The organism is Flavisericum labens (assembly GCF_045446075.1).
In the GTDB taxonomy this organism is placed as follows: domain Bacteria; phylum Bacteroidota; class Bacteroidia; order Flavobacteriales; family Flavobacteriaceae; genus Flavisericum; species Flavisericum labens.
Genome location: NZ_JBJJBQ010000005.1, coordinates 167395 through 192888, shown reverse-complemented (window position 1 = coordinate 192888; position 25494 = coordinate 167395). Strand labels below are relative to the sequence as shown.

The following is a 25494-nucleotide window of genomic DNA, read 5'->3' as shown; positions in this document are numbered from 1 at the left end:
AACATATTAAAGCACTTAAAAATAAAAACTTTATTTTTGAAAAAATACCAATCGTATATGAAAACTTTTTTAGCCGCGCTGTTTTTTATAATCAATCTAGGAAGTGCTTATTCGCAAAACATTCCGCTTTATGTTGGTACTTTTACCGATGAAGACAGCGAGGGCATTTACCGTTACGAATTCAACACCGAAAATGGCCAAATCACCAACGAAACGTTAGCAATGAGCATCGAAAGCCCAAATTTTTTGGCTTATTCTCCAAACAGAAAGTTTATGTATTCGGTAAACCGATCGTCTAATTCTGAAAAATCAGATTATGTTACTGCTTACAAAATTAATAACGATGGCACGCTTACATTAATAAACATGGCAAATAGTCATGGAAAATCCCCTTGCCATATTGCAGTTAATGAATCAGGAACAAAAGTAGTGGTCTCTAATTATAATGGCGGAACGGTTTCACTTTATAATATTAACAACGCTGGTGCTTTAAGTGAAGCCACCCAAGTTTTTGACCATAATATTGATAACGAAAAATCGCATGCGCATTCTGCCCAAATTTTTAAAAACGACCTATTTGTTGCCGATTTAGGAAGGAACGCCGTGTACCATTACCAATTGAAAAACAACCAATATGAACTAGCAAATCCTAAAATTGTTGATATGCCGGACAACCCAGGTCCCAGACATTTTTCAATTAGTGAAAATGGAAAATTCATTTATATCATTAACGAATATGGCAGTTCGATAAATTCAGTTAAAAAAACGAAAAAAGGATTTAAAAAAATAGATTTCGACACTACTCTAAGTGATGATTATCAAGGTAAAAACTCTTGTGCAGACATTCATTTATCAAATAACGAGCGTTTTTTGTACGGCTCTAACCGAGGCGAGAACTCTATTTGCGTGTTCAAAAGAAATATCCGAAATGGCAAAATAAAAAAGATACAGAATATTAGCGTTCATGGTAATTGGCCTAGGAACTTTACATTAGATCCTTCGGGAAAATTTCTACTGGCAGCCAACAGAAAAAGCAATAATATTTCTGTTTTTAAAGTGAACCAAAAAAACGGGACATTGTCTTTTTTACATGACATAAAATCGCCTACACCAGTTTGCCTATTGTTTTAAATATCAATACTAATAGCCTTAAATTTCGTTTCAAAAAAAGCATTGTTTATTAAAAATAATAAAGTATCTTTGCGCCCTCATTAATAACCGAGGTCGAGAACCTCAAATAATTAATTATTATGCCAGTAAAAATTAGATTACAAAGACACGGTAAAAAAGGAAAACCTTATTACTGGATCGTAGCCGCAGATGCGCGCGCTAAAAGAGATGGTAAATACCTTGAAAAATTAGGCGCTTACAATCCTAACACCAACCCAGCAACTGTTGAATTAAACATTGATGGTACTGTAAAATGGTTGCAAAATGGTGCTCAACCAACTGACACTGCTAAGAATATTTTATCTTACAAAGGTGCGTTGTTAAAAAACCATCTTGTAGGCGGCGTTAGAAAAGGTGCTTTAACCGAAGAACAAGCAGAAGAAAAATTCAAAGCTTGGGCAGAGGAAAAAGAAGCTAAGATTCAAGCTAAAGCTGATGGTTTATCCGAAGCTGAAGCTAAAGCTAAAGCTGAGGCCTTAGCTGCTGAAAAAGCAGTTAACGAAGCTAGAATTGCTGCCGCAGCTCCTGTAGTTGAAGAAGAAGCAACTGAAGAGGATGCTCCTGCTGCTGAAGCTGAAGCTTCAAACGAAGAAGAATAAAAATTTATTTTTTATACTTTTAAACTCCGATGGGTAACTATCGGAGTTTTTTATGCAAAAAAGTTTTTTGTGTTATGCTGAACTTGTTTCAGCATCTCAAAAAAACATCATAACTATTATTAGAACCTGAAACGAGTTGAGGTTGACAAAAAAAATGTCATGAATAAAGAAGATTGTTTTTATCTAGGGAAAATTGTTAAAAAATACAGTTTTAAGGGTGAAGTTTTAGCGAAACTTGACACCGACCAACCCGAAATTTACGAAAATTTGGATGCTATTTTTTTAGAGCTCCGTAACAATCTTGTTCCGTTTTTTATTGAAAAATCGCAATTACATAAATCTGATTTGCTCCGCATAAAATTCGAAGATGTTGACACTGAGCTAGATGCCGATTCTATCATGAAAAGTAAAATGTTCCTGCCATTAGAATTGCTACCAAAGCTAGAGGGTAACAAATTTTATTTCCACGAGGTAATTAATTTTACTATTGAAGATATTAATTTCGGTAAAGTGGGCATCATAAAAGCCATAAACGATTCTACAGCACAAGCCGTTTTTGAAATAGATAGAGATGGGATGGAAATTTTGATTCCTATGAATGATGAATTTATCATTAAAGTAGACCGTGACAAAAAAACTATTCTAGTTGAAACACCAGAGGGACTGATTGACCTATATATTCAATAGAATATAAAAAGCAGAAAAAACAAAGGCCAACCTTAAAAGGTTGGCCTTTGTTTTTTCTACTAGCTTTTTTAAGCAATTCTCCTATTTCCAATTTGCATAGAATGCATACTTCTTTCAAGTGTATCTCGCTGATTTTGCAACAACTGCGAAATATTTTCAGAGAACCTGAATTTTTTCAGAACCTTGTTGTACTTCTTGACACTCCAAGTCTTAATTTTACAGACTTCGTCAAAAATGGCATACTCGTCTTTTTTGGAAACAACTTGCTTAAACTTGACCCAGAGCTTATCAAAACCACCTTTCCGTTGGTCGAGGTACTCTGGCTGCCCTCCCTTTTGAATAATTTCGGCACCAAGAAACCGACAAAACTCACTTCTTTCAAAGGCCCTAGCTCTAAAAAAATGTTTTAAATCTTCACTTTCAACTTGATTTAAAGCATGTAAATAGACTTTTTCCGCTTCATAATTAATGGCTAAAAGTTCATTTAATTGAGCAATAGTTGGATTTGAATTTTTCATCGTTTTTTGGGGGGTTTAGGGTTAATAAAATCGGATGCATAAAAGTGTTGAGCTTAGGAAATTAGTTAAAACCTTACAATTTTCCAACTTTTTGATGGCTTTTTGCCATTTTAACTATATTACAACCAGCACTTTATCGAATTTAACCTTAAACTTCCTTTACAATTAGATGCTCTAAGCGTTTTATGGCGTTCATATGAGATTGGATATTATCACGTTGCTCAGATAGCAATTTGCATACCGACAATGGCAAGTTTAATTCGCTTAACAAAGCGTTATATTTATTTATACTTATTTGCTTTATTCTGCATACTTCTTTAACAATGAGACTATGATTTTTTAAAAAAATTAAGCCTCTAAAATTCATCGACACTTTATAAGAATCTTTGCCTACAGTTTTTGAGAAATTAGAATCTCCAACTAAATTCTCTATCTCCAAAATTAATTGTTCATTATAAGTTTTACGGTCTTCCTTTCTGTCCTCAAAAAAAATTTTCAGGGAATCGTCCTCACTTGCCTTCAAGGCTTCTTCATAAATATTTTCAAGTTCGTTGTTGGTAACCAACAAATCGTTTAACTTTTTCAACACTTTCTCTTTATTCCTCATTACCTTTATTCCTTGAATCATTTTTAGGCTTTTTTTATATACGACTCTAAACTAAAATAAAGATGACTAATTAGCCTTATTTTAACACTGTTTTATAAAATTTAAAACATTTTAACGTTTTACAACCGACACTTTTAACATACCATCACAAATGCCGCAATCTACTTTTTTATTCAAAAAATTTAGCGTAAACCAAGAAAGGTGCGCGATGAAAATTGGCACCGACGGAGTATTACTTGGGGCTTGGGCAACTATAAAGCAAAATCCATTTTCCATATTAGATATTGGTGCTGGAACTGGTGTTTTGTCGCTGATGCTCGCCCAACGTTGTCAAGCTGAAATTATTGATGCTTTGGAAATTGACAACAACGCCTACGAGCAATGCGTGGATAATTTTGAACAATCGCCATGGGGTGATAGGCTTTTTTGTTACCACGCTTCAATTGAAGAATTTGCCGATGAAATTGACGATAAATATGATTTGATAATTTGTAATCCTCCTTTTTATTCTGAAAATTATCAAGGTGATAACAAACAGCGTAATTTGGCCCGTTTTCAAGATGCCATGTCTTTTGCACATTTAAATGAATGTGTGGCTATGTTATTATCTAATGAAGGTGTTTTTTCGGTGGTCATACCTTTTAAAGAAGAACTTGAATTTATCAAAATCGCATCTAGATTCGAGCTTTTTCCAAATCGGATTTTGCATGTAAAAGGTACACCAACTTCAGAAAGAAAACGTAGCTTGATTGAATTTTCATTTCATAAAAGCGAAATAAAAAAAGAAGCATTAATCATTGAAACTTCACGACATCAATACACCGAAGATTATATTAATTTAACCAAAGATTTCTATTTGAAAATGTGATTAAATCAATAAAGATTATTTAAATTTGAGAAGAAACAATGGTAAATCCGTAAAAATTATTGCGATTTATTGATTATTTTCTTAAAAACAACTTAAATCAATCTTGATGAAGCCAGACTTATTTCAAGCACCAGACTATTATAATTTAGATGAATTACTAAGCGATGAGCACAAGCTGGTTCGTAACGCATCACGTGAATGGGTTAAAAGAGCAGTATCTCCCATTATTGAAGATTATGCTCAAAAAGCAAAATTTCCAACCCAAATAATTAAAGGGCTGGCTGAAATTGGAGCTTTTGGCCCCTACATACCAACAGAATATGGTGGCGCTGGACTAGACCAAATTTCGTATGGTTTAATTATGCAAGAAATTGAAAGGGGCGATTCTGGTATTCGCAGCACAGCTTCGGTGCAATCTTCCTTGGTAATGTATCCCATTTGGAAATATGGTAATGAAGAACAACGTCAAAAATACCTACCCAAACTAGCGTCTGGCGAATGGATAGGATGCTTTGGACTAACAGAACCCGACCATGGCAGCAATCCCAGTGGCATGGTTACAAACTTTAAAGACAAAGGCGAGCATTATTTATTAAACGGCGCTAAAATGTGGATTAGTAATGCACCTTTCGCCGATGTTGCAGTTGTATGGGCAAAAAACGAAAACGGGCGTATACATGGTCTATTGGTGGAACGTGGCATGGAAGGTTTTTCAACACCAGAAACTCATAATAAATGGTCGTTAAGAGCCTCTGCTACTGGCGAGCTTATTTTCGATAATGTGAAAATCCCAAAAGAAAATCTACTGCCTGAAAAATCAGGATTGGGTGCGGCCCTTGGATGTTTGGACTCCGCCCGCTATGGCATTGCCTGGGGTGCTATTGGAGCCGCCATGGATTGCTACGACACCGCTTTACGATATAGCAAAGAACGCAAGCAGTTTGGTAAACCAATTGGGCAATTTCAGCTGCAACAAAAAAAATTGGCAGAAATGATTACCGAAATCACCAAAGCCCAGCTATTAACTTGGCGCTTGGGTGTTTTGCGTAATGAGAACAAAGCCACATCTGCACAAATATCTATGGCAAAACGCAACAATGTTGATATGGCCATTACTATTGCCCGAGAAGCCAGACAAATATTGGGTGGCATGGGTATAACAGGTGAATATAGTATTATGAGGCACTCCATGAATTTGGAAAGCGTTATCACATACGAAGGCACTCACGACATTCATTTGCTTATAACTGGCTTGGATATTACGGGTTTGAATGCGTTTAAGTAAACCTGTTTATTTTATCATCACACGCAAAGTTTTCTTTAAAAATATACTGCAATATGACAATTGACAGTTTTTATATAATGTGATGTAATTAAATTTGTCCTAATTTTTCATAAAAGGTATATGAGCAATAAAAAAAATAAGATAATCATGGAAGAATCCAGAAAAGACATTATTCAATTTATCAATTTACAATTAGCAGCCCTTGGTCAACCCGTTTTTAAAGACAAAGCGGATAGCAAAGAAAAATTTTGCGATCCCGAATTCGAAAAAACAACTCGACCACTCATAATGAGTCTTAGAGAAAAATCTAGACTTTTGGCAGACCATCTTGCACCTGCCGACTCGAGAATCCAAGATTTTATAGACGATTATTTAAAAGATGTACAGGTAGACAAATCATATAAACTACCAAATGATACGCTAATTCTTTCCAAAAAAGGGCAAACAAGAGAAGCTAGTTTACCCCCTGATGGCGATTCATTTGAGAGTGATTTAGTAAATTCTAAAAGATTAAAACAAGGGATTTTAAACAACCCTTTGCATGATAAAAGAACAACAAAAGGAACTTTCCATATTGTTGAAGGCCCACTACCAGTTCCATTAGATAAAAAAGAAGTACCAAAAGTAGTTTTAGCTCACTTTTTAAACGAAGCTTTTAAACCTTCAGACGATTTAAACACGCTTCCGTTTACATCAAATCAAGAAAATAAAGCTAAGATCATGGTCTCAATGCTTTTAAGACCAGTTGTTTGCCCAGAAGTTAAAGGTGTTATTGCAGAAAAATCATTAGAAGTTCGCTTCTTTGCTCCTGGCTCTTTGGTAAGTAATTTAGATTTCGTTGAAAACATTTTTGGTAATGCGGGTAACCCTAATTTAGCCCATAATGATGCGGCATTAGACCCAGAGCACTGGACGGGGCATACGGGGTGTATTATTCTGGCACCACAATTATTAAAACTTAAAAAGAAAGACGTAGGTCTTCCTCATTTTGATGATGCTACAGACCGTCAGAAAAAAGATGGTATGTGCTGGATAGATGAAAACGAACTTTATAATGACGGCGGCGCTTTTAAAATTACATGTAGAGACGATAGAGGTGTTGTAGTCACCTTAATTGCCGACAATTATTACGGCTACTCTAAAAAAGAAATTAAAACCCAAATTAGTTATTCAGCTAATTTATACGGGATGTTAGAAGAAGAACATGCTGGCGGGGCTATAGCTTATGCAAGGCGTGTTATGGGCAATACTGTAAATTGTAATGATTACAATCAATACTACGGACTCGACCATACTTTTGAAGATGTAAAAAGATTATTAGCGGATAGAATTGAAGTTAAACCTGAAAATTATGCGATAGACAACCAATATCCCAACATCGTTTACATACCAGAATCGTCTTATTTCGATACGAACACAAACAGTATCACTTGGCAATATAAAGGAAAGGAACAAAAATTAAAATTGTCGCCTTTTAAAACCTATATGCATCCATCTGGAAATAAACTCAGGTTAGAAAAACACAAGTCCATCAACTTATGGCGAATTATTGAAACCTATCCAGAAGGTGTATTTTGCCATAAACCATGCACCGTTTCAGGAGGTGGAAAATCAGAGATTTCTAAATCTATGCAGAACGCCATTACCTATAGCGTGTTCAATATTCACGATATAGAAGAGGATTTTAAGAAAGCTGACGAAATTATTGAGTTTAATTACTCTACCAGATGGAAAGATAAAGACCCCAACAGACCAAAATCAAGATCATTCCTAAGTGAAAAAAGAACTTTAGGCTCTGTTGTAAAACTGCTAACACCTTCAGAAGAAAACTCAGATGAGTTTAATGAATGGTTAAAAAACATCCCTGTTCACGTACGCTCATTAGTGTTATTTGTGAAACGATTGTTTAGACAGGCCCATGGTGCCAACCTTAACTGGAAAGATATGATGACCGTTGACATAATCAATGGAGATAAAGGTACTGCGCTGCTATACAACCACACTCCGGTAGTTGGTAGTTATGTAAGAATAGGGTTTAACCAAAAAGGCAACTGGATGTTGAATAAATTACGTTCAGACTTTTCAGCTTGTGAAAAAATTCAAACTGAAGATGATATTACGGCGTCTATCACGCTTCCTAGAAATAAGTTTAAAGATTTAAACCCAGAATACCTTAATAAAAGTGTAAAAGTTTTAATAAACTGCGAGGCTCATTTGTTCCAAAGACCAGATGAGGCCATTGTAAGGGGTTACGATAAAGGTGCAGAATTAGATATAATTTCGGATGGCAGATTTTTAACTAACTACGAAATGTTAAATAAGAAGGATGCCATTGAAATTTATGAAGACACTATTAATTATGATAAGTACACACAACCTGTTAAAGATTTCATCAAAGAAATTATAGATAGCGATGAAGAGGACGTACAGTTCGTATTACCATCGCACCCAAGAATTGTGGAAGATGGATTACCAACTAAAAACCCGCGGTATTTAGAACCTAATAGATTTTATGAAGAAACCGAAGCATCTTACATATCGGACATGGGTGTTCGATTAAAAAGAAAGATTAAACTGGACGACCCCGTGATTCATGTTGTAAATGCTGTTTTACCAGGTAGAAGAAACAACCCTGTTGATAAAGAAGCAGGTATTAGACCACTAGCCGTTTACAACCCCATACATTATCAAGAAGCACCTGAATTATTTATGGATTTCATTTGTAGTTTAACAGGTAAATCGCCATCAACCACAGGAGCAGGAACTGAAGGTGCGCTAACAAAGGCGCCGTTTAATATGTTAACGCCAACAACCGATTTAAACAATGCTTTACTAGCGCACATCTTAACTGAATCTAACGGGTTTAGTACAGCTGCTGGATACGTTGGTGCAGAAAACAAAATAGATCATGATGTCAGTTTATTAATCCCTGAGATTTGGGCAAGAATGGCTCCTGAAGATAGAGACCCTAAAAACCTTATCAACAATGGTTCTTTAGAAAAACTTGAAGATTTTGAGTATGAAGGTAAAAAGGTATTAGCAAGTAGATTAGGTTACAGAATAACAAAAACTTTTGCTTTGCTATGCTTAAATAGGTTGTTCGATGAGCCTACAGCTGTATTTAGTGAAAGAATGCTAAAACCAGAACTTCAGGGTATTGAAGATTATGTTGATGGTATCAACAACATTGTTGAAGCGCAGCAAAAAGTAGCCTTAAACTATTTTGAAGATGGTAGCATTGAATCCGCTATACCGCCTTTAAAAATACTGTTGCACATTATGGCTTACGGCAACTACGAAGGCAAACATATTAACGACCCCGAATTACGACAATATTTTGATAGAGACTATGTTTTAAACGCTGACTGGTACAATGAAAGATTAGCAATAAAACAACAAAAAGACATTAAATATTACGGCTCTCAAATTGATTATTTAGAAGCATTTATTACAGACCCAAATAATGATGTCTTGGTAGATGAAATGAACATAAAACAACGCTTGGAAAATGTTCAAAAATTATACATTAAAGTAAAATCTGAAGACTATTTGAGTAGCTTGGTTGGCACCATAGGAGCAGACCCATTATGTCGTAAATAAATTCGAAAACATCCCTAACTAAAAGCCTGTTGAAGCATATTTGTTAAAATATGTACTCAACAGGCTTTATTTATAAAACAATTCAAACAGATGCGTTTAGCGTTAAAATAAATATCTGAATTAATTCGTATTTTTAAGGAAAAACATTAAAATGAAAAAGAAACTATATGTCCTTCTAATGACGGTTTTGTGCTTTGGCTGTAGCCCAAGCCAAGAAATTAATGATATTGACAATAATCAAACACCCAGCCCTGACACCTATAAAACTCCTGAAAAACAAGAAGATAATAACACTATTACAACTTACAAATTTCTAGCCTTAGGCGACAGTTATACAATTGGCCAAAGTGTATGCGACTCGTGTAAATTTCCAGAACAATTAAAAGATAGTCTGATTCCAAAATTTAATTCGGATGACACTTTTGAATTGAAAGTTATTGCCACGACCGGTTGGACCACCTCCGATTTAATTCAGGCTTTAAACATCGAAATACCATCCAATGATTACAATCTAGTCACGCTTCTTATTGGCGTAAACAACCAATACCAGAACAAACCATTTTCAATATACCAAATGGAGTTTCCAAGTCTCGTTAGCAAGGCCATTTTATATGCCAAAGGAGACAAAAAGAATTTGATTGTCGTATCGATACCCGATTATGCATTCACGCCTTTTGGGCGCGGCAATCAAGATATTTCCAATGATATTGATAAATACAACAGCTTTGCTAAAAACTATTGTGAGACCAATAATATAAGCTTTGTAAACATCACAGATATAACTAGAATGGGATTAGATAATACCGCTTTGGTCGCGTCTGACGGCTTGCATCCTTCGGAATTGGCGTATAGTCAATTTGTACAACGGATACTTCCTTTAGCCATAGAAAAACTTAAGGATTAATTGTAACTATTATTTTTCTTTTCCACCGCTCCTTTTTTTGTTTACATTTACTTTATGTTTTCATCCAAGAAAAGATTAGATAGTGCTTATAAAAATGCTAAAGTTGTTGATTTTGACGACGATAGTAAATTCATTTTATTTAGTGACTGTCACCGTGGAGACAATAGTTTTGCCGACGATTTTGCGAACAACCGAAACATCTATTTTCATGCTTTAAAACATTATTATGCAGAAGGTTTCCAGTACTGTGAACTTGGTGATGGCGATGAGCTTTGGGAAAATTTGTCGTTTGAATCTATTCTCAGCGCCCATAAAAATGTGTATATGTTAATGAAGTTGTTCCACAAGGACAGCCGTTTGCACATCATATGGGGCAACCACGATATGGTATATCGCGACCCCAATTATGTTAAAAAGCATTTGTCTACCTATTTTGACCCAAAAGTTGGGGAAGAAGTAGAATTATTTGGAGATATTACATACCATGAAGGTATTATTTTAAAACATTGCAGAACAGGACAGAAACTGTTTTTAACGCACGGGCATCAAGCCGATTGGTGGAACTACCTTTTTTGGAAATGGAGCCGTTTTATGGTTCGTATCCTCTGGAAACCTCTAAATGTAATGGGTATTGCTGACCCTACAAGTCCTGCAAAAAACTACAAGGAACTTATTAAAGTAGAACGCCGAACCAAAAGATGGATTACCGAAAACAACAATTTACTCACTGTTGTCGGGCATACACACCGTCCACGATTTCCCGAACCTGGAGACATCGCTTTTTTTAATGATGGTAGTTGTGTGCACCCCAGAAGCATCACAGGTATTGAAATTGAAAACGGTGAAATTTCGTTGATTAAATGGCAAATTGCCACTAAAGATGACGGAACACTACAAATCGTTCGTGTTTTACTTGAAGGCCCGAGAAAATTGACGGATTATAAAACCACTTAACTTTTTTAACTCTCTGGGGCAAGTTCCACCTCTAGACCTTCCATTTCAGAAGTCATCTGAATTTGACATCCTAATCGGCTATTATCTTGTACATCAAAAGCCTCGGCTAACATAGCATCTTCATCATCGCTCATTTCAGGCAAATCATGATTGCTCAATACATAACACTGGCACGAAGCACACATAGCCATACCTCCACAAATCCCAATGGTTCCTTCAGGAGCAAGTTCGTAAGAACGCACCACTTCCATTAGGTTCATGGCCATATCTGTTGGAGCTACAATCTCGTGGGTAACCCCGTCTCTATCGGTGATTTTTATATTAATGTCGCTCATTGCTTGCGTTTTGAATTTTAATTAAAGCACGTCATAATTCGTGCCACAAATTTAAGGTAAGTGTATTTATTTTAAGAGAATTTATGACCCAATTTAAAAGAAGGTCTAAAAAAATAAAGAATCGATAAAATTCCTTTATTTTCAAATGCCTATTTATATTGGAAAGATATTCTGATTGAAAAGTTAACAGTTTAAAAGTGCGTTTTAGACTAAATTTTCGATATTGACCACCTGCTCAATTTGTGGCGCATGCTTTTTAATAGTCATTTCAACGCCAGATTTCAACGTCATTTGGTTAACACTGCATCCTACGCAAGCTCCCGTTAACTGGACTTTTACCAACTTATCGTCTTCAATGCCCAATAATGAAATATCGCCACCGTCACTTTGAAGAAACGGCCGTATCTCGTCTAGGGCTATTTCTACTTTTTCTCTTAATTCTTTTGAAGTCATACTTGTTTAGTTGTAATTATTTCACCTTAATTACTAAAGGTTAAAATACATTTATTTCTTTACAGCCGAACACCCGGCCATAGTCGTTATTTTTATCGCTTCGGTTGGTGGTAAATCATCATTACGCCTCACAACTTCCTCAACTACATTTTGGGTTAGTTTTTCGAAAGACCGCTCTAATGGCGTCGCTGTTTGTAAAGCTGCTGGACGTCCCACATCGCCTGCCTCTCGAATACTTTGTACCAACGGAATTTCTCCTAAAAATGGCACATTCAAATCTTCCGACAGGTTTTTGGCTCCTTCCTTACCAAAGATATAATACTTGTTATATGGTAATTCTTCAGGAGTAAAGTACGCCATATTTTCAATAATTCCTAAAACAGGCACATTTATGCTTTCTTGTTGAAACATCGCCACTCCTTTTTTAGCATCTGCCAAAGCAACATTTTGCGGGGTACTTACCACAACCGCTCCAGTTATTGGCAAGGATTGCATAATGCTTAAATGAATATCGCCAGTACCTGGAGGTAAATCAATCAGCAAGAAATCCAATTCGCCCCAATGGGCATCGAAAATCATTTGATTTAACGCTTTTGCTGCCATAGGCCCACGCCATACTACCGCTTGGTTGGGCTGAGTAAAGAACCCGATAGACAGTACTTTGACACCATAATTCTCAATGGGTTTCATTTTCGATTTTCCTTCAACATTTACGGCTAAAGGCTTTTCGGCTTCCACATCGAACATAATAGGAATAGAAGGGCCGTAAATATCGGCATCTAACACCCCAACTTTAAAACCCATTTTTGAAAGTGAAACCGCCAAATTTGCAGTTACGGTAGATTTACCAACACCACCTTTACCCGACGCTACTGCAACAATATTTTGTATTCCGGGTATAGGCTTTCCTTTTATTACGTTAGCTTTTGGTTTTTCGGGAGCATCAACTTTTAAGTTCACCTTTATTTTTGCCTTTTCGTAAACCTGCTCGTGGATGGTCTTTAAAATATCAACCTCGGTACGTTTTTTAGCCTGTAAACTTGGATTTTTTATGGTGATATCTACAATAACCTCATCGCCAAAAGTCACCACATTTGTCACTGCACCGCTTTCCACCATATTTTGTCCTTCGCCAGGAACTGTTATGCTCTCAAGCGCTTTTAATATATCTTTTTTATTAAGTTTCATTGTTTTTATTAAGAATCAATCTAAATGCAAATATATGCAATAAAGCTATAAGACAGAAGCTTGGCATTAGAAGTTTTAACTATATCTACATTGGGTTTAGTTATATATATGAATTAGTGCTTTTTTAAAACAATGGGCCCGAAAATGCAAAAACGGCATAATTTATGTGGTTAAACACATACTCTTAAATATGTGTCATGAAACAAATTATCACCTATTTTATTGTTGCATGTTTGTTTGGCACATCAAGTTTTTCGCAAAGTAAAATTGGAAAGGCCGAAGAAAGCGTAAAGAATGGAGAAAGTGATTCTGAAAACCCTAAATCGGAATACAGTAATAGCGAAATTAACACCGATGACGATATTGGTTTTTTAACTGAAATTATTGGCGGTTTTTTTATTCAGGTTTTCACCTATACAGCTTATGCCCTTGCCATAGAAAGCCCTTTTGAGTTAGAAGGCAAAGCAAGTCACGCGTTTATTACAAAATACCCTTATTACAACTCCAACAAAGGTAATTATGATTATACCTGGAGTGAAGACATCAGTATTTTTAGAACGGATTTGTCCGGCAGATACATCTCAGAAAACAATAGGCTAAAAGGCACGCACCTAAATTTAGAAATGCGATTTTTAAAGAGAGTTAGCCTTGAGGCTGACTACCTTCAACTATGGGAAAACAACCCTAATTTTGGGACTGACAATTTAGCTATTTACTCCATGATTGCTAAATATCACCGTGTACGTACTGAAAAGTTTGATGCTTGGTGGGGCTTGGGCGCTTCATATATTGATGGCACCGTAAACGAATTTGGGTTTACTTATGGCTTAGGTGCAGAGTGGTTTTTTGCGAAGCCTTTAAGTGCTGAAATTAAATTCAACCAAACACTAATAAATAGTGAAACCGTCAACAAATTTAATGGATTACTCAATTACCACCACAACCAATACAAATTTACTGGGGGCTACGAACGCCTTAAGATTGGAAGTCAAGGGTTTTCAATGATTACACTTGGCGTTGGAATATACCTCTAAAATATAAATCATAATTCATTTGATGGATCCCAAAACACTGTCTTAAAATTCTGGATTTGGTTATCCAACACCTCAACACCTTCACCTTCCAAGAGTTGTTGCATTAAGTTGGTACCATCAAAATGTTGTTTGCCTGTGAGCAAGCCATTTCTGTTTACTACTCTATGAGCCGGAACGTCTTTCCCTTTAGAACTATTCATGGCATAACCCACCATACGGGCACTTTTGGCAGCACCCAAGTAATTGGCAATAGCTCCGTAACTTGTCACCCGTCCAAAGGGGATTTGTTCGGCTACCTCGTAAACTTTATCAAAAAAATTTAAGGTTTCAGGTTTCATAATTAAAAATCCTGAATAATATTTATTAGAGTAACGATAGATATAATACCTGTAATTCCTCCAATAATCAAATTCATATTTTTTTGGCTCGTAAAAGATTTGTCTTTTATTCTATCGAAAAAGAAAATATACATATACAATGTAACAAACGTTCCGGTACCTGCTCCGGCCACATAAGATATAATATTTATCTGTTCGAAAGACATCCACCCTATCGATGCCAGAGTGATTGTAATATATGCTTGATAGGGGATAGGAAAAACGTTGATTCCTGAAAGCAACATACCTTGAAAAAAACGGCTGTGCTTACTTTTCATTTTAGGCTCAATTTGCTGTTTTGGTGCAGACTTGGCAATAAATAAAAAGTAAATGGTTATCAAAATAAAGATAACCAACGCCACACCTCTTAAAACGCTAATTACTTCGGGATGCTTACTTAAATAGCGCGCAAAAATAGAGGCTAAATAGGTTTGCCCAAAAACCACTACACACACACCAATAGAAAACATAATACCCCGCACATGGCCTTCTTTTAGGCTAATTTTTGCTGCAGTCATATTTAGCAGTCCAGGTGGAACAACACCAACGAGTGCAAAAACAACCCCTAAAAAAAAGATAAGCGTGATATTCACTTCTATTTAATTTTAAATCGAATATACGTAATTGGTTTGTCTTGCTCTAAATATTGCGATTCGTAAAAGGTTTGTATACCTGTCACATCTTCTGGGCTTCCTTCTTGTTTGTAAACGTTATGGTTGGCATAGACAACCTCATGCCCTTCTCCATGTAATAAACCCAAGGTATATCCGTGCATAAATTCGCTATCGGTTTTTAGGTTTACTACGCCTTCTGGTTTTAACACCTTTTTGTATCGTTGAAGAAAGGTGGTATTGGTCATACGGTGTTTAGTTCGCTTATATTTTATTTGGGGATCGGGAAAAGTAATCCAAATTTCATCAACCTCGTTTTCGGCAAATGCATACTCGATTAGCTCAATTTGAATACGAAGAAAGGCCACATTGGGTATATTCTCTTCAACAGCTGTTTTGGCTCCCCGCCAAAATCGGGCACCTTTTATATCGATACCAATAAAGTTTTTATCAGGATACTTTTGGGCCAATGCAACCGAATACTCTCCCTTACCACAGCCCAATTCCAACACCAAAGGGTTGTTGTTTTTAAAAAACTCATTTCGCCAGTCGCCCTTCAAATTAAAATTTGAGCTTACCAAATCATCGCGTGATGGCTGGAACACATTTCCAAATGTATCGTTTTCTCTAAATCTTTTAAGTTTGTTTTTGCTTCCCAAGGTTTGTTAACTATTTCTTATTATTATTTTATTTTTGGTAAAATTAAGGAAATATCCAACAGCCCCACTAACCTTACTTTTGAATTTGGCAAAAAAGTGTACTAAGGATGGGACGGTTTGTTTGAACTCGTCAACGCAGGGGTAAACGAGTATTACAATATTTATATTCATGAATTCGAAAAAATAAAAATAGAACAAACGAATATAGCCTGACCCCAGATTGATAATACCATTATTATTTTAATGAAAAAACGAATTTTAGTTGCTCCTTTAAATTGGGGGCTCGGTCATGCGACAAGGTGCATTCCAATAATAAAGGCTCTAATGGAGCAAGGGCTTGTTCCTGTAATTGCTAGCGATGGCGTTGCCCTGTCGCTTTTGCGGAAGGAATTCCCAAACCTGTCGTCTATTGAGTTACCTTCTTACAATATTACGTATTCCAAAAACGGAAAACTTTTTAAGTTGAAACTTTTAAAAGATTCGCCAAAACTATTGAGAGCTATCATGGCTGAAAAAAGGGCTCTCAATACTATTTTGGAACATAACGATATCGCAGGGATTATTTCGGATAACCGTTTGGGTATGCGTAGCAAAAAAGTGCCCTCGGTTTTCATAACACACCAACTGAATGTTTTAAGCGGAAATACCACATGGCTTAGCACCAAAATGCACCAAAAATTTATAAAAAAATTTGATTTTTGTTGGGTTCCGGATGTTGAAGGCGATTTAAATTTAAGTGGGAAATTGGGGCATGTTAAAGCTATTGATATTCCTACCAAATATATTGGTCCCTTAAGCCGGTTTACTCCTATTCAGTGTGAAACAAAGAACGATTTGATGGTGCTAATTTCTGGACCAGAACCTCAGCGTACTATGCTTGAAAAAAAGCTTTTTTCTGAGCTAAAAAACTACAAAGGAAAAGTGGTTTTTGTAAAAGGCGTTATGGAGCAAGAACAGAGTATACAAATTATGGGCAATATGACCATATATAATTTTATGACCTCTAATTTACTTGAGAAAACCATAAATGAAAGCACCTTGGTTCTCTCTCGTTCAGGCTACACAACGATAATGGATTTGGCCAAACTTAACAAAAAGGCATTCTTCATTCCCACTCCAGGGCAGTATGAACAAGAGTATCTAGCAGAAAGGCTTACTGAAATGAAATTGGTGCCCAGTTGTAAACAAAATGAATTCACTATCGAAAAACTGAATAATGCCAATGATTTTATAGGACTGAAAGCTTTTAGTTTTAATATGAATTATAGTAATCTATTTAGCCTTTTCTAAGGTAAAGGAAAACTCGCTACCCACTCCGTACTCGCTTTCTACGTATATCTTTTCTTGATGGGCTTCTATAATGTGTTTCACAATAGAAAGCCCTAAACCAGAACCACCTTCTTTTCTTGAGCCACTTTTATCAACACGGTAAAAACGCTCAAACAACCTTGGCAAGTGCACTTTTTCAATACCTTCGCCGTTGTCGGTTACGCGAACAATCACTTTATTTTTAATTAGGTTTTCTATACTGATTTCGGTAGTCCCTTTCTGGCTACCATACTTTAACGAATTGACTACCAAATTAACTAACACCTGTTGAATACGATCTTTATCTGCATTCACCATTATGGGGTTCGGATAGTCTCTATCAAAAGTCATGGTAATTTTCCTCTTAGCGGCTTTCATTTCCAACATATCGAAAACACTTTTTGTGAGTTCGACGATATCGAAAGTTTCAATTTTCAACCTCAAATCACCAACTTCTAGCTTGGTAATCATATCTAAATCCTTAACAATATAACCTAGTCTTTCAATGCCTTTACTAGCACGATTCAAGTATTTATCCCTGATAACCTTGTCTTCAGCAGCGCCATCTATAAGGGTAAGTATATAACCTTGTACCGTAAAAAGGGGGGTTTTTAATTCGTGAGATACATTGCCAAAAAATTCCTTCCGGTATTCCTCTCGAACTTTTAAGGTTTCAATCTCAATTTTTTTATCTCTGGCAAACTTGTCAATTTCTTGGGTAAGGGTACGCATATCGGTAGTAATAGGACCTCTACTCAAATCGACCGATTCTAGCAAAGTTAAATCATCGTAGATTCTTTTTACTCTTTTATAAATAAACCGTTCAACACTGTACTGAATAATTAAAAAACAGAACACAAACAAGCTAATGGATATTCCCAAAACTTGATACCACTTAAACTCATAGAAATAATATAAAAAAACACTCATTAGGAGTGTTATATACATGGTGATGTAGAGCGATGTTTTTATCGCAAACCGGTATGATTTTTTAAATTTTGTCTGCATTAATCGACAAACTTATAGCCAACGCCTTTTATGGTTTTAAAACTATCATCACCCAGTTTTTCGCGTAGCTTTCTAATGTGCACATCAATGGTTCTGCCCCCAACAACCACCTCATTGCCCCAAACATTGTCTAGTATTTCATCTCGCTTAAAAACTTTACCGGGTTTTGATGCCAATAAAGATAACAATTCAAATTCTTTTCGTGGCAATATTATCTCCTTTCCTTTTGAAGTGATTTTGTATTCGTCTCTGTTTATAACTAAACTGCCCACCTTGAGGGTATCGTCAACATCTTCTTCCTTAAACCTTCTTAAAAGTGCTTTCACCTTACTCATTAAAACCTTTGGTTTAATTGGTTTGGTAATATAGTCGTCTGCTCCAGCATCAAACCCCGCCACTTGGGAATAGTCTTCTCCTCTAGCCGTTAAAAAAGCAACAATGGTATTTTTTAAGTCTGGGTTTCTCCTGATGATTTCACAAGCCTCAATACCATCCATTTCAGGCATCATTACATCCAAGATAATTAAATGAGGTATTTCTTTTTTGGCTTTTTTTACGCCTTCTTGTCCATTTTCGGCAGTAATTACCTGATAACCTTCATTACTCAAGTTATACCCTATAATTTCCAAGATATCTGGCTCATCATCAACCAGTAATATTTTCATGTCTTTCTTTTTCATTTTGTCAACTACTAATTTATGAAAGTAAAGATAAAACTAATAACATTATTCTTATTAAAACCTTTTATTAATAACGTTATGATAACAACCAACTTACAATAAATTAACCTTTAATCAATTTTTCGCCTGAAAACCAGTGTTTTTAACAATGTTTTGGCATTAATTTTGATTAGGTCTAATAACTTTACTTAACCAAATTGAAGCTTATGAGAAATTCCTACTTAACATTTTTATTTTTAGCCTTTTTATTGTTTTCTGAACGTGAAGTCGCAGCGCAAAACAAAGCAGATGCTATATCGGCAGCTGAGAGTATTGAAGGTCTTGCGATTTATCCCAACCCGATAAACAGTTCTACCAACACTTTTTTAACGATTAAGTCTAATTTAAACACAAACAAAAACATTGAGTTTTATGATGTTTTGGGAAAAAGAATTTTTGCCACTGTTTTGAGAGGAAAACAATTGAATATTTCGCAACTAAACCCAGGCATATATATCTTAAAAATTACGCAAAACAATATTAGTGAAGCCCGAAAATTGATAATAAAATAGATTTAATTTTCAACCATAATCTTAAAGCGTTACTTGTTTGGTAACGCTTTTTTATTTTACCTACTTTTGTGTTGGTAAAAATCTAGAGTTAAATTCATCAAAAAAATCATAAAATTTTTATGATAGACCATAACGTTATATTTAACATAAAATCTTCAAGCGAATTTGAAAAAATAGCTCTACAAATTTTTAAATTTCAGTTTGAAAACAATAGGGTTTATAGGTCGTTTTGCGATTTGCTATACATACATCCAAGCGAGGTAAAAATTTTAAAAGACATTCCGTTTTTACCCATTCAATTTTTTAAAACCCGAAATGTTATTAGCTCCAAAGCCGCTATTGAAACCACATTTACGAGCTCTAGCACAACAGGCCGCACTCCAAGCAAACATTTGGTAACCGATTTAACAATTTACCAAAAAAGTTTCACAAAAGGCTTTCAGAATTTTTATGAAAATATAGAAGACTATGTAGTCTTGGCATTGCTGCCATCTTATCTAGAACGCGAAGGTTCCTCGCTTATTTTCATGGTTGATGCCTTAATAAAAGCATCTGGGCGCATTGAAAGCGGGTTTTACTTAAACAATATTTCAGACTTAAAAAATCAGTTAATAAAACTGGATGCTGAAGGAAAAAAAATATTGCTCGTTGGAGTTTCTTTTGCATTATTGGATTTAATTGAGGCGCATCAATTCAATCTAAAAAACACCATAGTGATGGAGACGGGTGGTATGAAAGGTAGAAGAAAAGAAATGATTCGTGCAGAACTTCACCATAAATTAAAACGTGGATTTGGTGTAAAAGAAATCCATAGCGAGTATGGCATGACCGAACTTTTAAGCCAGGCCTATTCCAAAGGTAACGGTGTTTTTGAAAGCCCCCCATGGATGAAAGTATTGACCCGTGACACCGAAGATGCGCTAACCTTAAACACCCACGAAAAAGCAGGTGGAATAAATATTATTGATTTAGCGAACATCAATTCTTGTTCATTTATCGCTACGCAAGATTTGGGTAGAGTAAACAAAGACGGTACTTTTGAAGTTATAGGCCGTTTTGACAACTCAGATATTCGCGGTTGCAACCTCATGGCGCTCTAGTTATTGTAAGGTATGGTTATATTTTAGACTGATTAGAAAACCCATTCCATGAAAAATTCACTGTTCTTCCTTCTTCTGTTTACAGCAACGGTTTCTGCCCAAGACATAGACTACAACACAAAAAAAGGTTTTATGGCCAACGGATATGATGTTGTAGCCTATTTTAGCAATCAAGCGCTCAAAGGGGGCAAAGACTTTGAAACAACATATGACGGTATTGATTACAGGTTTTATTCAGAAGAAAACCTAAACACGTTTTTAAAAAATCCCGAGAAGTATGTTCCGCAGTACGGCGGATATTGTGCTTATGCCGTAGCCTTAAAAAGTGACAAAGTTTCGATTGACCCTGAAACATTTTTAATAGAAGATGGCAAGCTTTACCTGTTTTATAATGCTTGGGGAACAAACACATTAGAATTATGGAATAAAAAAGACACCCATAAACTTCAAAAAGAAGCAGATGACAATTGGAAAAAAATAAAATTTAAAAAATAACCTATAAGCTGTAAGGTTTCATCAAAATATACGTCAAAATACAATAACTAAGATAAAGAAAAATTTAGTTATTAAGTTTGGTTTGTTAAAAATAAGGCTCGAATTTAAATTCGAGCCTTATTTATTTTATTCAAATTGTAAAACAAAATAATTCTTTTTGCCCCTTTGAAGCAATACGAACTTATTGTTTATTAAATCTTCTGAAGTAATGCTGTAATCGTCTTTTACCTTTTCTTTATTGACCGAAATGGAGTTTTCTTTTAGTGCTCTTCTGGCCTCACCATTCGATTTTAAAAACCCACCTTTTTCCGCCAAAGCAGCGATAACATCTAAACCTTCTTCAATTTCAGATTTTGCCAATTGGGTTTGTGGCACGCCGTCAAAAACATCTAAAAACGTTTGTTCGTTAAGTTGTTTTAAATCTTCGGCTGTAGATTTTCCAAAAAGAATATTACTTGCCTTTATGGCGTTCTCCAAATCTTCCTTAGAATGCACCATAGTGGTGATTTCTTCAGCCAAACGCTTTTGCAAAACACGCATATGTGGTGCTTCTTTATGGGAGTTTACCAATTCTTCGATTTCCTCTCTGGTTAAAAAGGTGAAGATTTTAATATACTTTTCTGCATCAACATCACTGGTGTTTAGCCAATATTGATAGAATTTATATGGTGAGGTACGTTCTGAATCCAACCAAATATTACCGCCTTCGGTTTTTCCGAATTTAGTACCATCGGCCTTCGTTATTAAAGGCCAAGTTAGCGCATAGCCCTTTCCAGAATCAATACGACGAATCAACTCAGTACCAGTAGTAATATTACCCCACTGGTCGCTACCGCCCATTTGAAGGGTGCAACTTTTATCGCGGTAGAGATGTAAAAAATCGTAGCCCTGTACAAGTTGATAAGTGAACTCGGTAAAGCTCATTCCTACTGAAGCTTCAGAAGACAGTCTTTTTTTAACCGAATCTTTAGCCATCATATAATTTACCGTAATATGCTTGCCCACATCTCGAATAAATTCTAAAAACGAAAAGTTCTTCATCCAATCGTAATTATTTACGATAATGGCAGCATTTTCGGCATCACTATCAAAATCCAAGAATCGAGATAATTGTTCTCTTATAGCATTTTGGTTGTGCCTAAGTGTTTTTTCATCCAAAAGGTTACGTTCGGCCGATTTCCCAGAAGGGTCGCCAATCATACCCGTTGCTCCACCCACTAAAGCTACCGGTTTATGGCCGGCCAACTGAAAGTGTTTAAGCCCCATAACACCAACCAAGTGCCCAATATGCAAAGAATCGGCTGTAGGATCTATACCCACGTAAGCCATGCGCATGGCTTCCATTAAGTGTTCTTCGGTGCCTGGCATACTATCCTGTATCATGCCTCGCCAAGTTAATTCTTCTACAAAATTCTTTATCATGGTGGTACTTTTTAAAAAACAATGCAAAGATAAAAATACGGGTATAATTACTGAGCTATTATGAATATTTCTTTACTCGAAAATAAACTCCTTGAACTTGTGAAAGGTTTCGATTTAAACTGTCATTCCCGTTTCACGGGAATCTAAGTAATGAATTTCTCCTAGCTAAATTTAAATCTATATAATTTGAAATATTCATTACTTTCGTTAAATGATTTTAGTAACAGGAGGAACAGGATTGGTTGGCGCCCATCTACTTTATAAATTGGCGAATGAGCACAAGAACATCAGGGCCATTTTCAGAAACGAACGCAAACTTGATAAAACCAAAAGCGTTTTCTCTTGTTATACAGATAATTACGAATCTATTTTTAATGCTATCGATTGGGTTGAAGCCGATATTTTAGACATTCCGGCACTAACCGAAGCTTTTCAAGGCGTCACAAAGGTTTACCATTGTGCTGCTTTTGTATCATTTGAACCCGACAAATATCACCTTTTAAGAAAAACTAATATTGAAGGCACGGCAAATATTGTTAATCTTTCCATATCTAATAACATAAAAAAATTATGTTATGCCAGCTCCGTTGCCACAATAGGCAGCACCGTTGGAAATAAACCAATAACAGAAGACACCTTTTGGAATCCCGAGGCCGACAATAATGTTTATGCCATAACAAAGTACGGCGCAGAAATGGAAGTATGGCGTGGCACCCAAGAGGGCCTAGACGCCGTAATTGTAAACCCTGGAGTTATTATTGGCGCTGGTATATGGAATTATGGATCGGGAAGTATATTTAAAAGAGCACGTAAAGGTTTAAAATTTTATACTTCGGGTAGCATAGGTCTTGTTGCGATAGAAGATGTGATCCAAGTGATGATTTCTTTAATGGAAAGCAGCATAAAAAACGAACGGTATATTTTGGTTGCGGAAAATTGGTCTTACAAAAAATTCCTCCAATCCATGGCGATTGCTGTCCAAGCAAAACCTCCAAAAAAACAAATAAGCCGAACATTACTTAACATAGCTTGGCGAATTGATTGGTTAATGCATAAAATATTTGGAAGACGCAGGCAATTAACTAAACAGTTAGCAAAATCGCTAACAACGATTAAGCATTATAACTGTGACAAAATAAAGAACTCTTTAAGTTATCAATTTCAAGATATCGAAAAGGCCATTACTACCGTGGGCGAACAGTATCTAAAATAGGTTCTATAAGCATTTTGTGCTGTTCAAATTTCTGCTGAAGAAAAGTTTCAGTTAAGGAATCCTTTCTTTTTTCCATAGCCAGAGAATCTATAACTTTTAAAATCTGGGTTGAATCTTTATTTATAGCCTTTAAAGAGTCTTCTCCCCGTTTTGTTTGCAACTTCCATTCTTCGGCCTCCTGTTCTTTGAGCGCCATTTTAAGATTTTCTAAACTATCTGAAACTTGATTGTAAATATATTCGTAATCTTTTAAATGAAAAGCATAATAATCATTACTTTGAACAAATTGCAAACTATCAATATTATGTTTTTTAAACACATAATTACTAATAACCACGCCACTATCTCGCATAATATTTTTATTGACCGAACTTGCAGAATTAACCAGCTTGGCATCAATTAAAATATTAACCATTTCTTTTTTAGAAATTAGGTTTTTTGGTTTATCTGGTCCTTTTAATCTATTGCATGAAACTACTATTAAAAGTAGTGAAGAACATAAAATCAATTTCCTTAAAATCATCTATTAAATGTTAGTCGTTTAGCAGACTTTACTTTACCAAACTTAGCGTTTTGATATACCAAATTACCATTTAAAAAAGTATGTGTTATTTTAGACCTAAACGTTGAGCCCTCGAATGGAGACCATCCACATTTATACAAAATATTTTCCTTTTTTACCGTCCATGGGCTATTCAAATCTACCAAAACCAAATCGGCAAAATATCCTTCGCGAACATAACCACGCCTTTCAATTTCAAACAAAATCGCTGGGTTATGGCACATTTTTTCAACCACTTTTTCCAACGATATTTTTCCTTTATGGTACATTTCCAACATAGCAGGCAGTGCATGCTGCACTAATGGCCCACCAGAAGGTGCATCAGTATAAACGTTACTTTTCTCTTCTAAAGTATGTGGCGCATGGTCTGTTGCTATAACATCTATCCTGTCGTCAAGTAAAGCTTCCCATAACAGCTCTCTATCTTCAGCGGTTTTTACGGCCGGATTCCATTTTATCAGCGTGCCTTTTTTATCGTAATCTTGGTCAGAAAACCAAAGATGGTGAATACAAACCTCTGAAGTAATTTTTTTATCCTTCAAAGGAATTTTATTGGTAAACAACTGGGTTTCCTTTCCTGTGGAAAGATGGAAAATATGTAGTCGAGCCCCTGTTTTTTTCGCCAGCTCTATCGCTTTAGAAGAGGACAGATAACAAGCTTCCTCACTTCGAATTTCAGGATGGTATTTTACAGGAATGTCATCACCAAATTTATCATGATACTTTTTAAAATTCTTTTTAATGGTGTCTTCATCTTCACAGTGTACAGAAATAAGCATATCGGTACTTTTGAAAATCTTCTCCAAAACCTCTGGATTGTCAACTAACATATTACCTGTTGAAGAGCCTAAAAACAATTTTAAACCCGCCACCTGATTGGCTTGAAGCTTTAAAATTTCATCTAAATTATCGTTAGTTCCGCCAAACATAAAAGAAAAATTGGCAAACGATGTTTTTGCAGCAATATCAAATTTTTCTTCCAGTTTTTCTACCGTTGTGGTTTGCGGGTTAGTATTGGGCATTTCTATAAATGATGTAATACCACCTGCAATAGCCGCCTTACTTTCGGTTTCAATATTGGCCTTGTGCGTTAGCCCTGGCTCCCTAAAATGTACTTGGTCGTCGATAGCGCCAGGAAAAACATATTTCCCTTCGGCATCAAGCACATGCACCTCAGATGATTTAGCACTGATAGAATCGTCTATCTTTTTTATATATTCTCCTTCAATAAGAATGTCTCCGCTAAAAACGCGTCCTTCATTTACTATATTGGCATTTTTTATAAGGGTAGTTTTTTTCATAAAAA

At 35.7% G+C, this 25494-nt stretch carries 27 protein-coding genes; 14 read left to right on the top strand and 13 right to left on the bottom strand.

What is annotated here, in order from left to right; genetic code table 11:
• The first annotated feature begins 57 nt into the window (after nt 1-57).
• The 3 genes from ACIEHO_RS10490 (at nt 58) to rimM (ending at nt 2456) form a co-directional block, all read left to right on the top strand.
• Nucleotides 58-1131 carry a lactonase family protein gene (locus ACIEHO_RS10490; RefSeq protein ID WP_406971419.1) on the top strand — a complete coding sequence of 358 codons (1074 nt, stop codon included), beginning with the start codon at nt 58-60 and terminating at the stop codon, nt 1129-1131.
• 119 nt (nt 1132-1250) lie between these two features.
• Nucleotides 1251-1769: a 30S ribosomal protein S16 gene (locus ACIEHO_RS10485; protein ID WP_406971417.1), complete on the top strand. Its 519-nt coding sequence runs from the start codon at nt 1251-1253 to the stop codon at nt 1767-1769.
• A gap of 159 nt (nt 1770-1928) precedes the next feature.
• Nucleotides 1929-2456 carry a ribosome maturation factor RimM gene (gene rimM / locus ACIEHO_RS10480; RefSeq protein ID WP_406971415.1) on the top strand — a complete coding sequence of 176 codons (528 nt, stop codon included), beginning with the start codon at nt 1929-1931 and terminating at the stop codon, nt 2454-2456.
• A 68-nt stretch (nt 2457-2524) separates the two neighbouring features.
• Here rimM and ACIEHO_RS10475 read toward each other — a convergent pair whose 3' ends face one another.
• The gene (locus tag ACIEHO_RS10475; RefSeq protein WP_406971413.1) at nt 2525-2974 is read right to left on the bottom strand and encodes a PA2169 family four-helix-bundle protein; all 450 of its coding nucleotides are present in this window, start codon (nt 2972-2974) and stop codon (nt 2525-2527) included.
• 148 nt (nt 2975-3122) lie between these two features.
• The gene (locus ACIEHO_RS10470) at nt 3123-3602 is read right to left on the bottom strand and encodes a DUF2383 domain-containing protein (protein ID WP_406971411.1); all 480 of its coding nucleotides are present in this window, start codon (nt 3600-3602) and stop codon (nt 3123-3125) included.
• A gap of 187 nt (nt 3603-3789) precedes the next feature.
• On the opposite strand from ACIEHO_RS10470, the gene ACIEHO_RS10465 reads away from it, so the two are divergent.
• From ACIEHO_RS10465 to ACIEHO_RS10445, 5 genes are all read left to right on the top strand, one after another.
• Nucleotides 3790-4449 (top strand): tRNA1(Val) (adenine(37)-N6)-methyltransferase, encoded by a 660-nt coding sequence (locus ACIEHO_RS10465; protein WP_406971409.1) that lies wholly within the window; start codon nt 3790-3792, stop codon nt 4447-4449.
• A 106-nt stretch (nt 4450-4555) separates the two neighbouring features.
• A complete protein-coding gene (locus ACIEHO_RS10460) occupies nt 4556-5734 on the top strand; it encodes an acyl-CoA dehydrogenase family protein (protein ID WP_406971407.1) in 1179 nt (392 codons plus the stop codon).
• A 147-nt stretch (nt 5735-5881) separates the two neighbouring features.
• Nucleotides 5882-9334, top strand: a complete 3453-nt coding sequence (locus ACIEHO_RS10455; protein WP_406971405.1) for a hypothetical protein — start codon at nt 5882-5884, stop codon at nt 9332-9334.
• A gap of 151 nt (nt 9335-9485) precedes the next feature.
• A complete protein-coding gene (locus ACIEHO_RS10450; RefSeq protein WP_406971403.1) occupies nt 9486-10238 on the top strand; it encodes an SGNH/GDSL hydrolase family protein in 753 nt (250 codons plus the stop codon).
• 54 nt (nt 10239-10292) lie between these two features.
• Nucleotides 10293-11192 (top strand): metallophosphoesterase family protein, encoded by a 900-nt coding sequence (locus ACIEHO_RS10445; protein WP_406971401.1) that lies wholly within the window; start codon nt 10293-10295, stop codon nt 11190-11192.
• Between the two features lie 5 nt (nt 11193-11197).
• Here the strand turns inward: ACIEHO_RS10445 and ACIEHO_RS10440 are convergent, their stop codons facing one another.
• From ACIEHO_RS10440 to ACIEHO_RS10430, 3 genes are all read right to left on the bottom strand, one after another.
• Nucleotides 11198-11527, bottom strand: coding sequence for a 2Fe-2S iron-sulfur cluster-binding family protein (locus tag ACIEHO_RS10440; protein ID WP_406971399.1), 330 nt, complete (start codon nt 11525-11527; stop codon nt 11198-11200).
• Nucleotides 11528-11731: 204 nt separating this feature from the next.
• Nucleotides 11732-11980, bottom strand: coding sequence for a NifU family protein (locus ACIEHO_RS10435; protein ID WP_406971397.1), 249 nt, complete (start codon nt 11978-11980; stop codon nt 11732-11734).
• A 51-nt stretch (nt 11981-12031) separates the two neighbouring features.
• Nucleotides 12032-13168, bottom strand: a complete 1137-nt coding sequence (locus tag ACIEHO_RS10430; protein WP_406971395.1) for an Mrp/NBP35 family ATP-binding protein — start codon at nt 13166-13168, stop codon at nt 12032-12034.
• 197 nt (nt 13169-13365) lie between these two features.
• Here ACIEHO_RS10430 and ACIEHO_RS10425 point away from each other — a divergent pair, with 197 nt between their 5' ends.
• A complete protein-coding gene (locus tag ACIEHO_RS10425) occupies nt 13366-14202 on the top strand; it encodes a hypothetical protein (protein ID WP_406971393.1) in 837 nt (278 codons plus the stop codon).
• A gap of 8 nt (nt 14203-14210) precedes the next feature.
• Here ACIEHO_RS10425 and ACIEHO_RS10420 read toward each other — a convergent pair whose 3' ends face one another.
• Genes ACIEHO_RS10420 through trmB form a run of 3 tightly spaced genes read right to left on the bottom strand, consistent with a single transcriptional unit; the run spans nt 14211 to nt 15849 of the window.
• Nucleotides 14211-14540, bottom strand: coding sequence for an MGMT family protein (locus tag ACIEHO_RS10420; RefSeq protein ID WP_406971391.1), 330 nt, complete (start codon nt 14538-14540; stop codon nt 14211-14213).
• A 2-nt stretch (nt 14541-14542) separates the two neighbouring features.
• Nucleotides 14543-15172, bottom strand: coding sequence for a LysE family transporter (locus ACIEHO_RS10415; protein WP_406971389.1), 630 nt, complete (start codon nt 15170-15172; stop codon nt 14543-14545).
• A gap of 2 nt (nt 15173-15174) precedes the next feature.
• Nucleotides 15175-15849 (bottom strand): tRNA (guanosine(46)-N7)-methyltransferase TrmB, encoded by a 675-nt coding sequence (gene trmB / locus ACIEHO_RS10410; RefSeq protein WP_406971387.1) that lies wholly within the window; start codon nt 15847-15849, stop codon nt 15175-15177.
• Nucleotides 15850-16092: 243 nt separating this feature from the next.
• Here trmB and ACIEHO_RS10405 point away from each other — a divergent pair, with 243 nt between their 5' ends.
• Nucleotides 16093-17139, top strand: a complete 1047-nt coding sequence (locus ACIEHO_RS10405) for a glycosyltransferase (RefSeq protein WP_406971385.1) — start codon at nt 16093-16095, stop codon at nt 17137-17139.
• On the opposite strand, the gene ACIEHO_RS10400 is transcribed toward ACIEHO_RS10405, so the two are convergent.
• Nucleotides 17122-18165 carry a sensor histidine kinase gene (locus tag ACIEHO_RS10400; RefSeq protein ID WP_406971383.1) on the bottom strand — a complete coding sequence of 348 codons (1044 nt, stop codon included), beginning with the start codon at nt 18163-18165 and terminating at the stop codon, nt 17122-17124. The genes ACIEHO_RS10405 and ACIEHO_RS10400 overlap by 18 nt on opposite strands.
• Nucleotides 18165-18845, bottom strand: coding sequence for a response regulator transcription factor (locus ACIEHO_RS10395; protein WP_406971381.1), 681 nt, complete (start codon nt 18843-18845; stop codon nt 18165-18167). Before ACIEHO_RS10395 ends, ACIEHO_RS10400 begins: the two co-directional genes overlap by 1 nt.
• Before the next feature lie 206 nt (nt 18846-19051).
• Between ACIEHO_RS10395 and ACIEHO_RS10390 the strand changes: the two genes are divergently transcribed.
• The 3 genes from ACIEHO_RS10390 to ACIEHO_RS10380 all read left to right on the top strand — a co-directional run bounded on the left by ACIEHO_RS10390 (nt 19052) and on the right by ACIEHO_RS10380 (nt 20991).
• Nucleotides 19052-19396, top strand: coding sequence for a T9SS type A sorting domain-containing protein (locus tag ACIEHO_RS10390; RefSeq protein WP_406971379.1), 345 nt, complete (start codon nt 19052-19054; stop codon nt 19394-19396).
• Nucleotides 19397-19515: 119 nt separating this feature from the next.
• Nucleotides 19516-20496, top strand: coding sequence for a LuxE/PaaK family acyltransferase (locus ACIEHO_RS10385; protein WP_406971377.1), 981 nt, complete (start codon nt 19516-19518; stop codon nt 20494-20496).
• 48 nt (nt 20497-20544) lie between these two features.
• Nucleotides 20545-20991: a YHS domain-containing (seleno)protein gene (locus tag ACIEHO_RS10380; protein WP_406971375.1), complete on the top strand. Its 447-nt coding sequence runs from the start codon at nt 20545-20547 to the stop codon at nt 20989-20991.
• Between the two features lie 126 nt (nt 20992-21117).
• Here the strand turns inward: ACIEHO_RS10380 and tyrS are convergent, their stop codons facing one another.
• The gene (gene tyrS, locus ACIEHO_RS10375; protein ID WP_406971373.1) at nt 21118-22413 is read right to left on the bottom strand and encodes a tyrosine--tRNA ligase; all 1296 of its coding nucleotides are present in this window, start codon (nt 22411-22413) and stop codon (nt 21118-21120) included.
• A gap of 211 nt (nt 22414-22624) precedes the next feature.
• Between tyrS and ACIEHO_RS10370 the strand changes: the two genes are divergently transcribed.
• Nucleotides 22625-23626 carry an NAD-dependent epimerase/dehydratase family protein gene (locus ACIEHO_RS10370; protein ID WP_406971371.1) on the top strand — a complete coding sequence of 334 codons (1002 nt, stop codon included), beginning with the start codon at nt 22625-22627 and terminating at the stop codon, nt 23624-23626.
• On the opposite strand, the gene ACIEHO_RS10365 is transcribed toward ACIEHO_RS10370, so the two are convergent.
• Both ACIEHO_RS10365 and ACIEHO_RS10360 read right to left on the bottom strand, forming a co-directional pair.
• Nucleotides 23598-24149: a DUF4296 domain-containing protein gene (locus ACIEHO_RS10365; protein ID WP_406971369.1), complete on the bottom strand. Its 552-nt coding sequence runs from the start codon at nt 24147-24149 to the stop codon at nt 23598-23600. The genes ACIEHO_RS10370 and ACIEHO_RS10365 overlap by 29 nt on opposite strands.
• Nucleotides 24146-25489 (bottom strand): dihydroorotase, encoded by a 1344-nt coding sequence (locus ACIEHO_RS10360; RefSeq protein WP_406971367.1) that lies wholly within the window; start codon nt 25487-25489, stop codon nt 24146-24148. The genes ACIEHO_RS10365 and ACIEHO_RS10360 overlap by 4 nt, the downstream gene beginning before the upstream one ends.
• Nucleotides 25490-25494: the final 5 nt, after the last annotated feature.

Excerpts from the sequence above, each read along its gene's own strand:
- rimM (WP_406971415.1), top strand. The coding sequence starts at position 1,929 with ATGAATAAAGAAGATTGTTTTTATCTAGGGAAAATTGTTAAAAAATAC.
- ACIEHO_RS10440 (WP_406971399.1), bottom strand. The coding sequence starts at position 11,527 with ATGAGCGACATTAATATAAAAATCACCGATAGAGACGGGGTTACCCAC.
- ACIEHO_RS10470 (WP_406971411.1), bottom strand. The coding sequence starts at position 3,602 with ATGATTCAAGGAATAAAGGTAATGAGGAATAAAGAGAAAGTGTTGAAA.
- ACIEHO_RS10370 (WP_406971371.1), top strand. The coding sequence starts at position 22,625 with ATGATTTTAGTAACAGGAGGAACAGGATTGGTTGGCGCCCATCTACTT.
- ACIEHO_RS10450 (WP_406971403.1), top strand. The coding sequence starts at position 9,486 with ATGAAAAAGAAACTATATGTCCTTCTAATGACGGTTTTGTGCTTTGGC.
- ACIEHO_RS10400 (WP_406971383.1), bottom strand. The coding sequence starts at position 18,165 with ATGCAGACAAAATTTAAAAAATCATACCGGTTTGCGATAAAAACATCG.
- ACIEHO_RS10435 (WP_406971397.1), bottom strand. The coding sequence starts at position 11,980 with ATGACTTCAAAAGAATTAAGAGAAAAAGTAGAAATAGCCCTAGACGAG.
- ACIEHO_RS10390 (WP_406971379.1), top strand. The coding sequence starts at position 19,052 with ATGAGAAATTCCTACTTAACATTTTTATTTTTAGCCTTTTTATTGTTT.
- ACIEHO_RS10485 (WP_406971417.1), top strand. The coding sequence starts at position 1,251 with ATGCCAGTAAAAATTAGATTACAAAGACACGGTAAAAAAGGAAAACCT.
- ACIEHO_RS10445 (WP_406971401.1), top strand. The coding sequence starts at position 10,293 with ATGTTTTCATCCAAGAAAAGATTAGATAGTGCTTATAAAAATGCTAAA.
- ACIEHO_RS10460 (WP_406971407.1), top strand. The coding sequence starts at position 4,556 with ATGAAGCCAGACTTATTTCAAGCACCAGACTATTATAATTTAGATGAA.
- ACIEHO_RS10425 (WP_406971393.1), top strand. The coding sequence starts at position 13,366 with ATGAAACAAATTATCACCTATTTTATTGTTGCATGTTTGTTTGGCACA.
- ACIEHO_RS10385 (WP_406971377.1), top strand. The coding sequence starts at position 19,516 with ATGATAGACCATAACGTTATATTTAACATAAAATCTTCAAGCGAATTT.
- ACIEHO_RS10430 (WP_406971395.1), bottom strand. The coding sequence starts at position 13,168 with ATGAAACTTAATAAAAAAGATATATTAAAAGCGCTTGAGAGCATAACA.
- ACIEHO_RS10420 (WP_406971391.1), bottom strand. The coding sequence starts at position 14,540 with ATGAAACCTGAAACCTTAAATTTTTTTGATAAAGTTTACGAGGTAGCC.
- ACIEHO_RS10490 (WP_406971419.1), top strand. The coding sequence starts at position 58 with ATGAAAACTTTTTTAGCCGCGCTGTTTTTTATAATCAATCTAGGAAGT.
- ACIEHO_RS10360 (WP_406971367.1), bottom strand. The coding sequence starts at position 25,489 with ATGAAAAAAACTACCCTTATAAAAAATGCCAATATAGTAAATGAAGGA.
- ACIEHO_RS10380 (WP_406971375.1), top strand. The coding sequence starts at position 20,545 with ATGAAAAATTCACTGTTCTTCCTTCTTCTGTTTACAGCAACGGTTTCT.
- ACIEHO_RS10395 (WP_406971381.1), bottom strand. The coding sequence starts at position 18,845 with ATGAAAAAGAAAGACATGAAAATATTACTGGTTGATGATGAGCCAGAT.
- ACIEHO_RS10365 (WP_406971369.1), bottom strand. The coding sequence starts at position 24,149 with ATGATTTTAAGGAAATTGATTTTATGTTCTTCACTACTTTTAATAGTA.
- ACIEHO_RS10475 (WP_406971413.1), bottom strand. The coding sequence starts at position 2,974 with ATGAAAAATTCAAATCCAACTATTGCTCAATTAAATGAACTTTTAGCC.
- ACIEHO_RS10455 (WP_406971405.1), top strand. The coding sequence starts at position 5,882 with ATGGAAGAATCCAGAAAAGACATTATTCAATTTATCAATTTACAATTA.
- ACIEHO_RS10465 (WP_406971409.1), top strand. The coding sequence starts at position 3,790 with ATGAAAATTGGCACCGACGGAGTATTACTTGGGGCTTGGGCAACTATA.
- tyrS (WP_406971373.1), bottom strand. The coding sequence starts at position 22,413 with ATGATAAAGAATTTTGTAGAAGAATTAACTTGGCGAGGCATGATACAG.
- ACIEHO_RS10405 (WP_406971385.1), top strand. The coding sequence starts at position 16,093 with ATGAAAAAACGAATTTTAGTTGCTCCTTTAAATTGGGGGCTCGGTCAT.